Origin of the sequence: Arcobacter ellisii, from assembly GCF_003544915.1 — a bacterium.
In the GTDB taxonomy this organism is placed as follows: Bacteria; Campylobacterota; Campylobacteria; order Campylobacterales; family Arcobacteraceae; genus Aliarcobacter; species Aliarcobacter ellisii.
Window position 1 is genome coordinate 169,660 of sequence record NZ_CP032097.1, and the last position, 14,780, is coordinate 184,439.

13 protein-coding genes are annotated in these 14,780 nt (G+C 27.7%); 7 read left to right on the plus strand and 6 right to left on the minus strand.

What is annotated here, in order from left to right; all coding sequences use genetic code 11:
- Nucleotides 1-11: 11 nt before the first annotated feature.
- Both AELL_RS00890 and AELL_RS00895 read right to left on the minus strand, forming a co-directional pair.
- Nucleotides 12-1,082, minus strand: coding sequence for a prohibitin family protein (locus tag AELL_RS00890; protein WP_118916134.1), 1,071 nt, complete (start codon nucleotides 1,080-1,082; stop codon nucleotides 12-14).
- Between the two features lie 45 nt (nucleotides 1,083-1,127).
- The gene (locus AELL_RS00895; protein ID WP_118916135.1) at nucleotides 1,128-2,048 is read right to left on the minus strand and encodes a branched-chain amino acid transaminase; all 921 of its coding nucleotides are present in this window, start codon (nucleotides 2,046-2,048) and stop codon (nucleotides 1,128-1,130) included.
- A 136-nt stretch (nucleotides 2,049-2,184) separates the two neighbouring features.
- On the opposite strand from AELL_RS00895, the gene AELL_RS00900 reads away from it, so the two are divergent.
- The 5 genes from AELL_RS00900 to AELL_RS00920 all read left to right on the plus strand — a co-directional run bounded on the left by AELL_RS00900 (nucleotide 2,185) and on the right by AELL_RS00920 (nucleotide 8,519).
- On the plus strand, nucleotides 2,185-2,787 hold the full coding sequence (locus AELL_RS00900) for a hypothetical protein (RefSeq protein WP_118916136.1): 603 nt from the start codon (nucleotides 2,185-2,187) through the stop codon (nucleotides 2,785-2,787).
- Between the two features lie 63 nt (nucleotides 2,788-2,850).
- Complete coding sequence (gene ribA, locus AELL_RS00905; RefSeq protein ID WP_118916137.1) at nucleotides 2,851-3,426, plus strand: GTP cyclohydrolase II; 576 nt, start codon at nucleotides 2,851-2,853, stop codon at nucleotides 3,424-3,426.
- A 17-nt stretch (nucleotides 3,427-3,443) separates the two neighbouring features.
- Complete coding sequence (locus tag AELL_RS00910; RefSeq protein WP_118916138.1) at nucleotides 3,444-4,043, plus strand: class I SAM-dependent methyltransferase; 600 nt, start codon at nucleotides 3,444-3,446, stop codon at nucleotides 4,041-4,043.
- Between the two features lie 82 nt (nucleotides 4,044-4,125).
- Nucleotides 4,126-7,602, plus strand: coding sequence for a methionine synthase (gene metH, locus AELL_RS00915; protein WP_118916139.1), 3,477 nt, complete (start codon nucleotides 4,126-4,128; stop codon nucleotides 7,600-7,602).
- A 50-nt stretch (nucleotides 7,603-7,652) separates the two neighbouring features.
- Entirely contained in the window at nucleotides 7,653-8,519 is an 867-nt protein-coding gene (locus tag AELL_RS00920; RefSeq protein ID WP_118916140.1) for a DMT family transporter, read from the plus strand.
- Here the strand turns inward: AELL_RS00920 and AELL_RS00925 are convergent.
- Nucleotides 8,512-8,955, minus strand: coding sequence for a DoxX family protein (locus tag AELL_RS00925; protein WP_118916141.1), 444 nt, complete (start codon nucleotides 8,953-8,955; stop codon nucleotides 8,512-8,514). The two genes, AELL_RS00920 and AELL_RS00925, sit on opposite strands and share 8 nt — an antisense overlap.
- A gap of 97 nt (nucleotides 8,956-9,052) precedes the next feature.
- Between AELL_RS00925 and AELL_RS00930 the strand changes: the two genes are divergently transcribed.
- The gene (locus tag AELL_RS00930; protein ID WP_118916142.1) at nucleotides 9,053-10,186 is read left to right on the plus strand and encodes an iron-containing alcohol dehydrogenase; all 1,134 of its coding nucleotides are present in this window, start codon (nucleotides 9,053-9,055) and stop codon (nucleotides 10,184-10,186) included.
- Nucleotides 10,187-10,205: 19 nt separating this feature from the next.
- On the opposite strand, the gene AELL_RS00935 is transcribed toward AELL_RS00930, so the two are convergent.
- Nucleotides 10,206-10,802 (minus strand): DUF2238 domain-containing protein, encoded by a 597-nt coding sequence (locus AELL_RS00935; RefSeq protein WP_118916143.1) that lies wholly within the window; start codon nucleotides 10,800-10,802, stop codon nucleotides 10,206-10,208.
- Nucleotides 10,795-13,320, minus strand: coding sequence for an ABC transporter substrate-binding protein (locus tag AELL_RS00940; protein WP_118916144.1), 2,526 nt, complete (start codon nucleotides 13,318-13,320; stop codon nucleotides 10,795-10,797). Before AELL_RS00940 ends, AELL_RS00935 begins: the two co-directional genes overlap by 8 nt.
- Before the next feature lie 106 nt (nucleotides 13,321-13,426).
- On the opposite strand from AELL_RS00940, the gene AELL_RS00945 reads away from it, so the two are divergent.
- Nucleotides 13,427-13,924, plus strand: a complete 498-nt coding sequence (locus AELL_RS00945) for a hypothetical protein (protein WP_118916145.1) — start codon at nucleotides 13,427-13,429, stop codon at nucleotides 13,922-13,924.
- An 8-nt stretch (nucleotides 13,925-13,932) separates the two neighbouring features.
- Here the strand turns inward: AELL_RS00945 and AELL_RS00950 are convergent, their stop codons facing one another.
- Nucleotides 13,933-14,745: a D-alanyl-D-alanine carboxypeptidase family protein gene (locus AELL_RS00950; RefSeq protein ID WP_118916146.1), complete on the minus strand. Its 813-nt coding sequence runs from the start codon at nucleotides 14,743-14,745 to the stop codon at nucleotides 13,933-13,935.
- Nucleotides 14,746-14,780: the final 35 nt, after the last annotated feature.

The following is a 14,780-nucleotide window of genomic DNA, read 5'->3' on the forward strand; positions in this document are numbered from 1 at the left end:
CTTCTTTTAATTTATTGGTTAATTGCTGCATCTCTTGATTTGTCTTTTGTATCAACCCAAATATTTGGAGTTGAACCACCAGGAGTTAAGAAAATCTTAGCATCTTTGTTTTCTCTAAGTGCTTCGTTGAATTTTCCTTGAACTTCAATTTGTTGCATTTGTAAAAGAGTAGGTGTTAAAGATAATGCTATCTCTTTATTTGCTGCTGCTTGTGCTTTTGCTTCAATTGTTACAGCATCTGCTCTACCTTGTGCTTCAATTCTTTTTGCTTCAGCTTCTCCACTTGCAAGAGCGGCTCTTTTCTCTGCTTCTTGTTTTGCTCTTAAAACTTCGTATCTAACTCTTTCAGATTCTTGGTTTGCAATTTGAACTCTTTCAATTTGCTCTTTGATTTTTGGAGGTAAAACAATCTCTCTTAATTGAACAGATTCAACACTTACAGGTTTTCCCTCTAATGCTTCAATTTGTCCTCTAACCCCTTGCTCAATCATAGTTGCAATTTCATTTCTTTTTGTTGGTAATTCTTCTGCATTAAATCCACCAACAACGTTTCTTACAACATTTCTTACAACTGGGTTTACAATTTTATCTTCCCATGAAAGTCCCCATGTTGCGATTGTAAATGGTGCACCAGATGCTGTTAATCTATATTGAACTGTTAATTCAATAGAAACTGGTAATCCTCTTGCATCAAGGATATTGATTGCTGGATTTATTTTAATACCAGGGTCGAAACCACTCATCTCTTCAACACTTCTATAATTTAAAAGTCTTACTTTAGTATCTACAATAATAACTTTTTGGAATACTGGAATATAGAAATGAAAACCTGGATTTAAAGGAGTTTCATCATATTTTCCTGTTGTTGCTTTAATACCAACTTGTCCAGATTCGATAATTACAAATGGTTTAAATAAAAATAAAGCTCCTAGGATAATGATAACTACATATATCATTCCTGCTTTTTTCCCAAAATTTTTAAAAAATTCTGGCGCTTCAAAAGGTGGTTGATAGTTTCCTCCACCATTTGAACCTCCATTATTTTGTTGTCGGTTTTTAAAATAGTCGTTGTCTATAGGCATTTTTTTCCTTATTAAAAATATTTAATTATTTAATAATAGTTAAGATTAGTTAACGTATGTTAAATATCTTAAATATTTTTCATTTTTTCCAGCAACTACATCGAAATAAGCAGATTGAATTTTTTCTGTAATTGGACCTCTTGAACCACATCCAATAACTCTTGCATCTACATCTCTAATAGGAGTAATTTCAGCTGCAGTTCCTGTAAAGAATGCTTCATCTGCAATGTAAACTTCTTCTCTACTAATTCTTCTTCTAACAACTTCAATTCCCATATCACCAGCTAATTCAATTACAGTTGCTTGAGTAATTGATTCTAAAGAGTTGTCATTTGGAGGAGTGATTAATTTTCCGTCTCTAACGATAAAGAAACAAGCACCTGAAGCCTCAGCGATATAACCTTGGTCATCTCTTAATAATGCTTCATCATATCCAGCTTCAACTGCTTCATATTTTGCCATTTGAGAGTTTAAGTAGTTTGCAACTGCTTTTGCTTTTCCCATTCCTGAAGTATTTGGAGTTCTTGTGAAAGATGAGATTTTAACTCTAACACCTTTTTTAAGACCTTCTTCTCCTAAATATGCTCCCCATTCCCAAGCAGCACAAGAAACTTTTACAGGCGCTTCTTTGTGATATAAACCCATTACTCCATAACCTAAATAAACTAAAGGTCTAATGTACGCACCTTCAAATAATTCATTTTTTTGTAATAATTCAATTTGTGCTTTATTTAATTCTTCTAAAGAAAAAGGAACATTCATTAATGTCATTTTTGAAGAATTTAATAATCTTTGTGTATGTTCATTAAGTTTGAAAATGGCACATCTTCCATCAACAGTTTTATATGCTTTAGTACCTTCAATTGCACCATTTCCATAGTGAAGCGTATGACTTAAAACATGCACGTTTGCATCATGCCAGTTTACAAATTCTCCATCCATCCATATATATTTTGCTTCAGTCATTTGATAAATTCCTAATGATTAATTTTTTAGCTAATATTTTATCCAACAATATTAAAAATAACTCTTAAATGATTTTTTTAGGTTATTTAAGAGTATAAAATGTAAGATTAGAAAAAGAAAATAATTAGGTAAAATTATGATTAAAAATATTTTTCTTATGGTACTTGTTTCATTTTTTATAAGTGCTTGTTCTACAAATCAACTTGTTATTAATCCAGAAAAAAAAATGGAAAGAGAAAAAGTATCAAAAGAATTATTAGATGAAATAGGTTATATTTTATTTCTATTTAAACAAAAAGATTTAGATACATTAAATGCAAGATTAATTAATCCAAAATTTGGGGTATATGAAATTTATAAAAATGAAAATACAAATAAGATAACCTTTAGACACTTTTTAAAATTAGATGAAATCAGTGATTCTATAGATTCTTATGAGATAAAAGAAGAAGAGGTTACTTTTGATTGTAGTCCTACAAATGATGCTTTTTACGGTTGGAGTAAAGAAGGTGTTTTTTTAACTACAAATATCAAACCTTATTTATCACAAATGATGAATGATATAAATAAAATTTTACCAAACAGATATAAAGAAGATGAATTAAAAAGAGTTGAGCAAATTGAAAAAACTAGTTATGAGGTAATAGTAACTTATAACAAAATATTTTACCTAACAAAAATTGATAATAAGTGGTATATAACTTTAATTGACAATGTAAAAACTGATTGTAGTCAATAAATTGCAACTAAGTTGCAAATAAGATTTATCTGTTATAATTGATAGAAAAAAAGAGAATGAAATATGAATATAATACAATCAAATATTGCAAAATTACCAACTAAATATGGAAAATTTAAGATAAAAGCTTATAAAGATGGAAGTCAAGAACATTTGGCAATAATGAGTCAAGATTTTGAATTAATAGACGCACCTTATGTGAGAATACATTCAGAATGTTTAACAGGAGATACTTTAGGTAGCCTAAAATGTGATTGTCAAAATCAGTTGGATTTGTCATTAAAATTTATTTCAGAACATGGTGGTTTAGTAATTTATCATAGACAAGAGGGAAGAAATATAGGTTTAGTGAATAAAATAAATGCCTATGCTTTACAAGATTTAGGAAGAAATACAATTGAAGCTAATTTAGAATTAGGTTTTAAAGAGGATGAAAGGGATTATTCTATTGTTGGATATATTTTTGAAGATTTAGGAATAAAAACTTTAAAATTAATTACAAATAATCCTGAAAAATTAGATTATGTTAAATCTTTAGGTGTTGAAATAAAAGAAAGAATACCAGCAATTACAAATTCAAATAAGTATAATGAAGGTTATTTAGCAACAAAAAAAGAAAAAATGGGGCATTTGCTTTAATTTAAAAAGGTAAAAAAATGAGTCAACAAGAGTTTTGGAATGGTAAATTTTCAAAGGATGAATTTTTTTATGGAATTCATCCAAATAAATTTTTAGCTTCACAAGAAAAATATTTTGATAATCATAAAAAAATATTGTGTTTGGGTGAAGGTGAAGGAAGAAATGCAATATATTTTGCAAAAAAAGGTTTTAATATAACGGCAATTGATGCCTCTGATATTGGATTGGAAAAATTAAATAAAAGAGCAAAAGAAGAAAATCTTAATATAAAAACTATTTGTATGGATTTGAATTTTTGGGAAATAAGTGAAAAATATGATGTAATCATGGCATCATATTTACATATGTTTAAAGATGAAAGAGAAGAGTTATTTAAAAAAATAGAAAAATCATTAAATACTGGTGGTTACTTTATTGGAGAATTTTTTTCAACAAAACAATTAGAGTTTAATAGTGGTGGACCAAAAGATTTAGATTTACTTTATACTGTTGAAGATTTTATGGGATATTTTAATTTATGCGAAAAAAATATTACTGAAGAAATTGTAATTTTAGATGAAGGAATCGGTCATCAAGGCGAGGCTTGTGTTATAAGAGTTAAAATTAAAAAAGTTTAATTTAACATCTTTTAACCACTCTTTAAATATACTATCTAATAAATATTATCAAAAACAATTATAATTTATAAAAGAGAATTTAATGAAAAAATTAATAGAAGATTTAATTAGTAAAAAAGTACTAATTATTGATGGAGCAATGGGAACACAACTTCAAATTGCAGATATAAAAAAAGAAGAGTGGTTTTTTGAAGATAAAGATTTAGAAGGGTGTAATGAACTTTTAAATCTTACTGCACCACATATATTAGAAACTATTCACGATAACTATGCGAAAGCTGGTGCTGATTTAATATGTACAAATACTTTTGGTTCAATGCCTTGGGTTTTAGATGAATATAATATCGGACATATGTCTTATGAATTATCGAAATTAGGTGCAAGTCTAGTAAAAAAATCTTGTGAAAAATATAGTACAAAAGAAAAGCCTAGATTTTGTGTAGCTTCTATTGGACCTGGAACAAAACTTCCATCACTTGGTCATATTAAATATGATGAGATGTATGAAGGTTATAAAATCATGGCTAAAGGTTTGGTTGATGGTGGAACTGATATTTTTTTACTTGAAACATGCCAAGACCCACTTCAAATAAAAGCAGCACTTCATGCACTAAATGATGTGGCACCTCAAATTCCAATAATGGTATCAGTTACTATTGAGTTAAGTGGAACAATGCTTATTGGAACAGACGCAATGACAATTGCAGCAATTATGGCACCATTTAATATTTTATCACTTGGATTTAACTGTGGAACAGGACCTGTTCAAGTTCATAAACATATTAAAACTTTAAGCCAAGTTTGTAAGTTTCCAATTTCAGTTCACTCAAATGCTGGACTTCCTCAAAATAGAGGTGGAAAAACTTATTATCCAATGCAACCAGAAGAGTTTACAGCACATCAAAAAGAGTTCCTAAAAATAAATGGAGTTTCATTTTTAGGTGGTTGTTGTGGTACAACACCTGAACATATTGAAGCTTTAGCAAAAGCAGTTGAGGGAATGGTACCACTTAAACCTTGTGGATTTTTAAAGGCATCATTAGCTTCATTATTTAATACAGTTCCACTAAAACAAGAACCAGCACCACTTTTAATTGGGGAGCGTTCAAATGCAACTGGAAGTAAAGCTTTTCGAGAATTACTAAAAGCAAATGATTATGAAGGAACATTAAGTGTTGGGCAACAACAAGTTCGTGCAGGAGCTCATGTAATTGACGTAAGTGTTGGATTTGCTGGACGTGATGAGAGATTTGATATGGATGAGGTTGTTTCACTTTATTCACAAAAAATTTCTCTTCCACTTATGCCAGATTCAACTCAAATTTTGGCACTTGAGGCAGCACTTAAACAAATTGGTGGAAGATGTATCATCAACTCTGTAAATCTTGAAGATGGAGAAGAGAAGTTTGATGCTGTTTGTAAATTAGCTAAAAAATTTGGTGCAGCACTTGTTTGTCTAGTAATTGATGAAATTGGAATGGCAAAATCAGTAGAAAGAAAGCTTGAAGTTGCTGAGAGAATTTATGATTTATGCGTAAATAGACATGGCTTTGACCCAGCTGACCTTGTATTTGATATGCTTACATTTACAATTGGTTCAGGTGATGATGAGTATAGAAATGCAGGAATTGATACACTTGAAGCAATTAGAGAGTTTCAAATCAGACATCCTGAAGTTGGAACAACTTTAGGACTTTCAAATATATCTTTTGGATTAAGTACAGATGCTAGAATTTATCTAAATTCAATCTATCTTGACCATTGTGTAAAAGCTGGTTTAACAAGTGCTATTGTAAATGTAAAACATATTTTACCTCTAAATAAAATTAGTGATGAAGATAGAAAAGCTTGTGATGATTTAATTTTCAATAACCAAGAAAATGGTGACCCACTATTTAAGTTTATTGAGCATTTCTCAAATGTTGGAGCACAAGAAGAGCAAAGTGATGAAGAGTATCAAAAGTTAGAACCTATTGAAAAAGTAAAAAAACTGCTTCTTGATGGAGATAAAGATAGATTATTACCACTTGTTGAAGAGTTAAGACATACAGTTCAACCAGAAATCATTGTAAATGAGTGGTTGATTGATGGTATGAAAATTATTGGAGAGTTATTTGGTAGTGGGCAAATGCAGTTACCATTTGTTCTTCAAAGTGCTGAAACTATGAAGGCAACTGTAGATGCACTTAATCCATATTTACCAAAACAAGAGAAAGCCAGTGAAACAACATTAATTCTTGGAACTGTAAAAGGTGATGTTCATGATGTTGGTAAAAACTTAGTTGATATTATTCTTTCAAATAATGGATTTAAAGTTGTAAATATTGGTATAAAAGCTGGTTTAGATACATTTGTTGAAAAACTTCAAGAACATAATGCTCATGCAATTGGAATGAGTGGTTTACTTGTAAAAAGTACAGCTGTTATGAAAGAAAACCTTGAAGAGTTACAAAAAATGGGAATAAAAGTTCCTGTACTTTTAGGTGGAGCAGCTTTAACTAAAAACTTTATTGATGAGTATTGCAGACCATATTATGATGGACCAATTTTTTATTGTAGAGATGCTTTTGATGGTGTTGTTTCTATGCAAAGAATTGAAAAAGGAGATGAAAATAATACTGCACTTGCTGCTGATTTAATTCAAATTCACGATACTAGTGATAGAGTTGAAGAAGAGGTTGTTGAAATTCCTCCTTATGAAGAAATACCAATGCCAGAACGTGGAAAATTTGTATTCCCTCCAATTTGGGATAGAATTACAAAAACGGGGAAAAAACTAGATAAAGAGTTGATTTTCAAATGGATAAATCATAGGGTTTTATTTAGACAAAGATGGGGATATAAAAGAGGTAAACAAGACTCTGAAACTTTCTTAAAATATGAAAGAGAAGTGGTTGAGCCAACTTATGAAGCATTAAAAGCTGAATTAGTTGACAAAGATATTTTTGACCCAATTGCAATTTATGCTTATTATCCTTGTATTTCATATGATAATAAACTTTATATTTTTGATAGAAAATATCTGTTTAATTCTCTTGAAGAGTCAAAAAATGTACCACCTTTAAGTGAAGCAATAAAAGTTTTAGAATTCCCTAGACAAAAAAGAAAACCATTTAGATGTATAGCTGATTTCTTTGCAAATGATAGACTTGATGTAGTTGCCTTTACTCTTGCAAGTGCTGGGCTTAAAATCACTGATTATGAAAGAAGTTTATATGACAAAGGTGAATTTAGTAAATACTACCAAGTTCATGGTTTAGGTGTAGAACTAGCTGAAGCTTTAGCAGAAGTTTTACATAAACAAATAAGACTTGATTTAGATATTGTGCCAAAAGAGGGACATACTTTAAATGATGTTCAAATGAAACAATATGTAGGTTGTAGATATTCTCCAGGATATGCAGCTTGCCCAGATTTAGCTATGAATAGAGATATTTTTGATTTATTAAATCCAGAAGAGTTTGGAATAGAATTATCTGAAACATTCCAAATGCATCCAGAACAAACAACTTGTGCAATAGTTGTAACTAACCCAGAAGCTAACTACTATAATATCTAAGAGTTAATACTCTTAGATTATTTATTATATCAATCAATTAGGAATTAAAATTGTCAAATAGTGCAAAAGGATTACTCCTTACATCTTTAGGTGTATTTATAATGAGTTTAGAATCATTATTTATAAAATTTACAAACATATCATCTTTTCTTTTTTCATTTTATATTGGAATATTTATGTTTGCTTCAATGGCTTCAACTTTTTTATTTAAAGATTTTGATTATTTAAAAAAGGCTTTGAAAACATCTTTTCCATTTTTAATTATTTGTTCAACTTTTATGGCTGTATCAAATATATTTTTTATAACGGCTGTAAAAACAACAACAGTTGCAAATGTAGTTATTATTTTTAGTACATCAGCACTTTTTTCTGCTTTAATTGGATATTTAGTTTATAAAGAAAAAGTAAATAAAAATATCTTTTATGCATCTTTTTTTATGTTTGTTGGATTATTTATAATATTTAATGATAAGTTAGAAATAGGAAGTGTAAAAGGTAATATTTTTGCTTTATTATGTACTTTACTTTTTTCTGTTTCCTTTGTTTTATTATCAAAATATAAAGATATGAATAGGGTAGTTTTGACTGCATTTAGTGGAGCTATTTTAAGTATCATTGCATATTTTTTCTGTGATGAATTAGCAATTGATTTTAAAACATTGATGATAGTAATGATTATGGGATTGTTAATAAGTCCAATTTCAAGAGTATTATTAGGAACAGGTGCAAAATATATAAATGCTAGTGAAGTAAGCTTATTAATGTTAATAGAAACAATAATGGCACCAATTTGGGTTTGGATATTTTTAGATGAGGTTCCAAGTTCTTATACTTTTATAGGTGGTTCTATAATTGTAATTACACTTGTAATAAACTCTTTATATACTTTAAAAAGAGAGAACAAACTTCCTAATTAGGAAGTTTATTACATTTTGTACATTTTGCATCAAGACTATATTTACCTGCTCCAATAAACATAATAGAAAGAGAAACTAAAAGATATATCAAAGGAAGTTCAATAACTGGACCACCAGTTTTTCCTAAAGTAAATATATCTGCACTATGAGCTAAAAATATTGCAAAAACCATAGTTAAAGCAAAAAACAAAGATGAAATTCTTGTAAATAAACCAAAAATTATTAAAATAGGAAAAACAATCTCTCCAAAATAAACACCATAAGCAATAAATTCAGGTAAACCAGCATTTGTAACTAAACCTTTTATTCCATCTATTCCATTAATTAGTTTTGCAAAACCATGAAATAACATAAGTCCAGCGATACTTAATCTTAAAATTAATTTACCAATATCTTCGTTTAAAGAACAAGCTAATTTATTCTCACAACTCATCATAATAATTCCTTTTATTTTTAATTTTTGGATTTATATCTTTTTAATATTAAGTAACTGTTTAGTATGATGAGTAATAATATTCTAAAAAGGGTTTCACATGACATATACATATTTTAATCCAACAGTTATAGAGTTTGGTGAGGGAAAAATAAAATCAATAACTAAATATATTGATAAAAATCTAAAAGTATTAGTTGTTTATGGTGGAGGAAGTATCAAAAAAAATGGAGTTTTTGAACAAGTTTCAAAGGCTTTAGAAGGTTATACTTGGTTTGAATTTGGTGGAGTTGAGCCAAATCCATCTGTGGAAACTTTAAATAAAGCAGTTGCTTTAATCAAAGAAAAAAATATTGATTTTGTTTTAGCTGTAGGTGGTGGGTCGGTTATTGATGGAAGTAAATATTTAGTTGCAAGTGCAGTTTATGATGGAGATGGTTGGGATTTTTTAGAGGGTAAAACTATAGAAAAAGCTCTTCCTTTAGGTGCAATTTTGACAATTCCAGCAACAGGAAGTGAATCAAATGGAACAGCAGTTATCTCAAAAAAATCTACAAATGAAAAAAGATATTTTGGTTCATCTTTAACTTATCCAAAATTTGCAGTTTTAGACCCAACAATTATGAGTAGTTTAGATGATAGACAACTTGCAAATGGTTTAGTTGATGCTTTTGTTCATACTTGTGAACAATATCTAACTTATCCAAATACTTCACTTTTACATGATGGTTATGCACATACAATTTTAAGAGGTTTACATAATCTTTCATTAAATTGGAAAGATAGAAAGACTCTAGTTTGGCAAGAAAATCTTATGCTTTTAGCAAATCAAGCTTTAAATGGATTTATAGGTTCTGGTGTTCCACAAGATTGGGCAACACATATGATAGGGCATGAAATAACAGCATTTTATGGACTTGACCATGCAAGAAGTTTAGCAGTTGTTCAACCACATCTTTTAAGAGTTATGATGGAAGATAAAAAAGACAAACTAACTTTAATGGGGAAAGAAGTTTTTGATATGCCACATAATTATGAAATGGTAGTTGAAGCAATAGAATATATGTATAAAAGTATCGGAGTTTCAACAAAATTAAAAGATTATGATGTTGATGATAAAGTTATTGAAAATATTACAGGCGCATTAAAAAAACATGGTATGACAGCTATTGGAGAAAGAGGAAATCTTACCTTAGATAAAGTAGAAAAAATTCTTAAAATGTCTTTGAACTAATTTAAAGTAGCTTTTATAGCTACTTTAATATCTTTTTTAGGGCAAGGTCATGATATTTACTAAGTAATAGTAAAGCTAAAATAGAACCAAATAAAGCCCATGCCATATCACTTTGTGTATCCCACAAATAACCTTGAGTTCCTAAAAAATCATTTGCTGCTTCATTTGTAAAAATTGCAACCCACCACTCAACAAGTTCATAAAATGCTGAAAGAGCTAAACAAAAACATATAATAAAAAAGTTTCTCCAAACATTTATATTTATAATGTTTTTTCTAATAATAATTTCCCTTGCAATCATTGCAGGAATAAATCCTTGCACAATGTGCCCAACTTTATCATAGTTGTTTCTGTCTTGATTAAAAACTTCTTTTATATAATCAAAAAAAGGAACTTCAGCATAAGTATAGTGACCACCAATCATCAAAATAATAGAGTGAAGTAAAATCAAAAAATATACCATATTTGTAAATTGAAATTTTTTATATGTTATAAAAAGAATAAAAAGACCAATAATTGCTGGAAATACTTCTAAAAACCAAGTAAATAAATCTTTTGGATTTATAACTGACCAAATAAAAACGATAAAAAAACTTAGAAGATAAATTTTAATCATCAGAATTTTCTAAAGGCAATGAAATAATAAATTCAGCTCCAAAATACTCTTTTTCTTCATAAACAAAAGTTTTGTTTGATACTAATAAAGAACCATTTAGGTGTTTTTCAACTAAAAGTTTGCTCATATAAAGTCCAATTCCAGTCCCTTTAAATTTATGTTTAGTTGTAAAATATGGTTCAAATATTTTATCAATAATATCTTCTTTTATTCCATTTGCATTATCTTGAATTTTTATATTTAAAAAACCATTCTCTTTTGTAATAGTTATAATCAAAAGAGGCTGTTCTTGTTTTTGTTCTTTTAAAGCATCTTTTGCATTTACGAAAATATTCATAAAAACTTGAATTAGTTCATTTTCTAAAGATAAAATATTAATATCTTCAAGATGTTTAACAACTACAATCTTGTTTGAATTAAAAGTAGTTGAAACCAAATCAAGGGCTTTGTTTATAACATTTGAAATATTTATTTTTGTAAGAATTTTGTCTTTACTAAAGAAATTTCTAAAATCATCTATTGTATTAGAAAGATATTGTGTAGATTTTTTTATGTGGTTTATTGATTTGAAAAACTCTTCATCATCTAAGGTGTTATATTTCTTTTTAACTTCCATACCAGTTGCACAAACACTTATCGTTGATAAAGGTTGACGCCATTGATGAGCAATATTTTCAAGCATTTCTCCCATTGAAGCCATTCTTGATTGTTGTATTAAAATTCTATTTTTTTCTTCATTTTTTTGTATTTCTAATTTTACTTTATCTAACAATTTTTTATTTAATTTTTTTAATAAATATTGTCTATAAATCAATACTAAAATAAAAAGAAAAATAGTAATAGGTATTAAAAGTTTGTAATCTACCTCTTTTGGATAATTTATTGAAATCCATTTATTTAAAATTTCTTGTCTTTGTATAGATGGAATATCTTCTATTGCTTTGCTTAGAATCGTATTTAAAATTGCTTCATCATTTCTTGATGCAATTGCTAAATCCAATGTTTCATCAAATTTTCCAGTAATTTTTAATTGACCTATATAATTGTTTTGAATTTCATAACCAACCGTTGCTAAACTACCAATAAATCCAAATACTTCACCTTTTTCAACTTTTTTTAAACCCTCTTTTACATTAACTACATCAATAAAATTTATATTTGGGAATTTGATTTTAAAAATTTCAGCATAAGCATAATCTTTTACAATTGCTAATTTTTCATGTTTTATTTGATTTATATTATCAATAAATGGGGCATTTATATTTGAAGCTAAAACAACAGGAATATTTAAAAATGGTTTAGTAAAGTTTAGATATTTTTCTCTTTCAGGTGTTGTCATTACAAGTGAAAAAATATCACACTCTCTTTTTTTACCTTTTTCAATACTTTCACTCCAAGTTTTTGTAGGAATTAGAACTATAGGTGTTTTTATTTTATTCTCTATAATTTTTATATAATCAGCTGCAATTCCTATGTGTTTGTTATTTTCAATTTTTTCAAAAGGCATCCAATTTGGATCAACACACATAGTGATTCTTTCTTTTTTTTCTAAATATCTTTTTTCTTCATCATTTAATAAAAAATCATCATTTAAAGGATTTGTATAAATTAAATCATTTACATCAATTTTATTATTCATAGCCCCCATTATTCTATACGTATTAACAATTAGATTTATTTTTTCAGGTGTTATAGTTCCAATTTTGCCATTTTTATCATAGGCTAATTTTTTCATCTCATTTGCTTCAAAATGAAGACTTTGTAAACTTTTATTTTGAGAGTTATATTTTTTATATATAAGATTTACAGTTTCATCAATATTTTCAAAAGCATATTCCCAACCTTTTATTGTTGCTTTATAAAAATCTTTTACAAGTTTTGGATTTTCTTTTGCAAACTCTTTTGATGTAAAAATAATCTCTTCATAAAAATCAAAACCATAATCTTTTGGATTAAAAATCGTACTTTCATAACCTTTTTCTTTTAATAAAAAAGGTTCATTTGTTGCATATGCTAACATTACATCAGCTTTTTTATTTATTAAATCATCAACTCCATAAGAGTGTTCAATTAGTTTCATATCAGATAATTCAACACCTTTACTAGAAAGCATTGATTTTAAAGTAGCAAATCTTTGTTGCTCTTTTGAAATCATAAGTGTTTTATTTTTGATATCTTCTAAATATTGTAGTTTTGAATCTTTTAAAGCAAGAAGAATAAGTGGAGATGATTGAAAAACTGAACCAAGTAAAACAATGTCATTTCCGTTTGATTTATCGATTATCAATGAACTAGAGTTTGTTCCAAAGTCAGCTCTTTTATTTAAAACTTCATCTAAAACATTTATTGATGAATTATATTTTTTTAATTCAACATCAAGTCCAACATCTTCATAAAACCCTTTCTCTTTTGCTATATAAAAACCAGCAAATTGGAATTGGTCAAGCCACATTAGTTGAATTGATGTTTTTTGTAAAGCAGAAGCTTTTAAAAAAGAGAAAGAGATTAGTAATAGCATAATTATATTAATTACTCTTTTTATTGGATAGCCTTTTTTACAAATTTTAACACAATATTATAACAAAGTAAGATAAAATAACGCATTATTAAAATTAGGAAAATATATGTCTAAAGAAAAAACAATAAAAAGTAAAATTTTAGAGTATATCTATACTGTATCTAAACAACCAATCTTATTAAAAGATTTATTAGTAGCAAATAGACAGTATAATGAAGGAATGCATGTTGACCCAGCAAAATTGGGATTTAGGTTAAATCTTATGAGAGCTTATATGGTTTATATTGCAATAGTTTTAGCTATATTAGTGCCAATATCTCTTCTAACACATAAACCATTAGCAAAAATTGACCCACATATTTCAATTTTAGGTGCTATGATTATTACAGCTGCTATATTTATAGGTTTTAATTTTTTTAGAGATAAAATGAGAGACATAATGACTAAAGAGTTAATCAAAAAATCTTGGAAGTTACATTTTCCATTTTTTTCTTATGAAGATTATTCTATTAAAATTGATGTAATTTTTGATAATTCTATAAAAGATGAAATTTCAAAAAGAGATTTAGAGAAGTATATTTTAGATAAACTAACTACTCTTTAGTAGATAGTTTATTTTTTTTCTAAGATTGTATTTAAAGCAAGTTTTGTGTTTTCCCATCTATTTTGAGCATTTAACATAACAAGTAAAATATCTTTTTTATCTTTTTTAGCTCTTGCAATTAAACAAGGTCCAGCTTGATTTGTGTATCCAGTTTTTACACCAATTACATATTTATCTCTATCTAACATTTTATTACTTGTATGAACTCTGTATAATCTTTTTGTGTTAACTGCTGTAAAAGCATAAGAGTTCTTTTTTACAATAGCATTAAAAGTAGAGTTTTTTATAGCATATTCTGTAAGTTTTAATAAGTCATTTGCTGTTGTTTTATGATTTTTTGCATCAAATCCACAAGGATTTTCAAAATTTGTATTTTTCATACCAAGTTTTTTTGCTCTCCAGTTCATCATTCCAACAAATTTTTGTTTATCGCCATTTCCAAGATAAATTGCTATTGCATTAGCTGCATCATTTGCTGATTTTATCATTGCTGCATGAACTAAGTCTTTTAAATAAAACTTTTCTCCAACTTTAAAATTTAAAATTGTTGGTTCTACTTTTTTCATTTCTGCTGTGATAGTTACAAGATTGTTCATTTTTCCACTCTCAATAGCAAGAATAGCTGTCATAATTTTTGTAAGACTTGCTGGTCTTACAGCTTGATTTGCATCTTTTTGAAAAATTGTTTTTTTACTATTTAGGTCTTTTACAATTATTGAATCTAAATCTTTTTCAATTTTTTGAAATACTTTAGTTTCATTATAAGAAAAAGCCATTGATGGAATAAAAAGAACAAGAAAAACGCTAAGTAGAAACTTCATTTATGCACCTATTTTGAGAATTTGATTTTGAAAAG

What these genes read in the sequence shown, in the direction of transcription:
- AELL_RS00895 (WP_118916135.1), bottom strand. Translation starts at nt 2,048, where the DNA reads ATGACTGAAGCAAAATATATATGGATGGATGGAGAATTTGTAAACTGG.
- metH (WP_118916139.1), top strand. Translation starts at nt 4,126, where the DNA reads ATGAAAAAATTAATAGAAGATTTAATTAGTAAAAAAGTACTAATTATT.
- AELL_RS00950 (WP_118916146.1), bottom strand. Translation starts at nt 14,745, where the DNA reads ATGAAGTTTCTACTTAGCGTTTTTCTTGTTCTTTTTATTCCATCAATG.
- AELL_RS00925 (WP_118916141.1), bottom strand. Translation starts at nt 8,955, where the DNA reads ATGATGAGTTGTGAGAATAAATTAGCTTGTTCTTTAAACGAAGATATT.
- AELL_RS00935 (WP_118916143.1), bottom strand. Translation starts at nt 10,802, where the DNA reads ATGATTAAAATTTATCTTCTAAGTTTTTTTATCGTTTTTATTTGGTCA.
- AELL_RS00940 (WP_118916144.1), bottom strand. Translation starts at nt 13,320, where the DNA reads ATGCTATTACTAATCTCTTTCTCTTTTTTAAAAGCTTCTGCTTTACAA.
- AELL_RS00930 (WP_118916142.1), top strand. Translation starts at nt 9,053, where the DNA reads ATGACATATACATATTTTAATCCAACAGTTATAGAGTTTGGTGAGGGA.
- AELL_RS00890 (WP_118916134.1), bottom strand. Translation starts at nt 1,082, where the DNA reads ATGCCTATAGACAACGACTATTTTAAAAACCGACAACAAAATAATGGA.
- AELL_RS00910 (WP_118916138.1), top strand. Translation starts at nt 3,444, where the DNA reads ATGAGTCAACAAGAGTTTTGGAATGGTAAATTTTCAAAGGATGAATTT.
- ribA (WP_118916137.1), top strand. Translation starts at nt 2,851, where the DNA reads ATGAATATAATACAATCAAATATTGCAAAATTACCAACTAAATATGGA.
- AELL_RS00900 (WP_118916136.1), top strand. Translation starts at nt 2,185, where the DNA reads ATGATTAAAAATATTTTTCTTATGGTACTTGTTTCATTTTTTATAAGT.
- AELL_RS00945 (WP_118916145.1), top strand. Translation starts at nt 13,427, where the DNA reads ATGTCTAAAGAAAAAACAATAAAAAGTAAAATTTTAGAGTATATCTAT.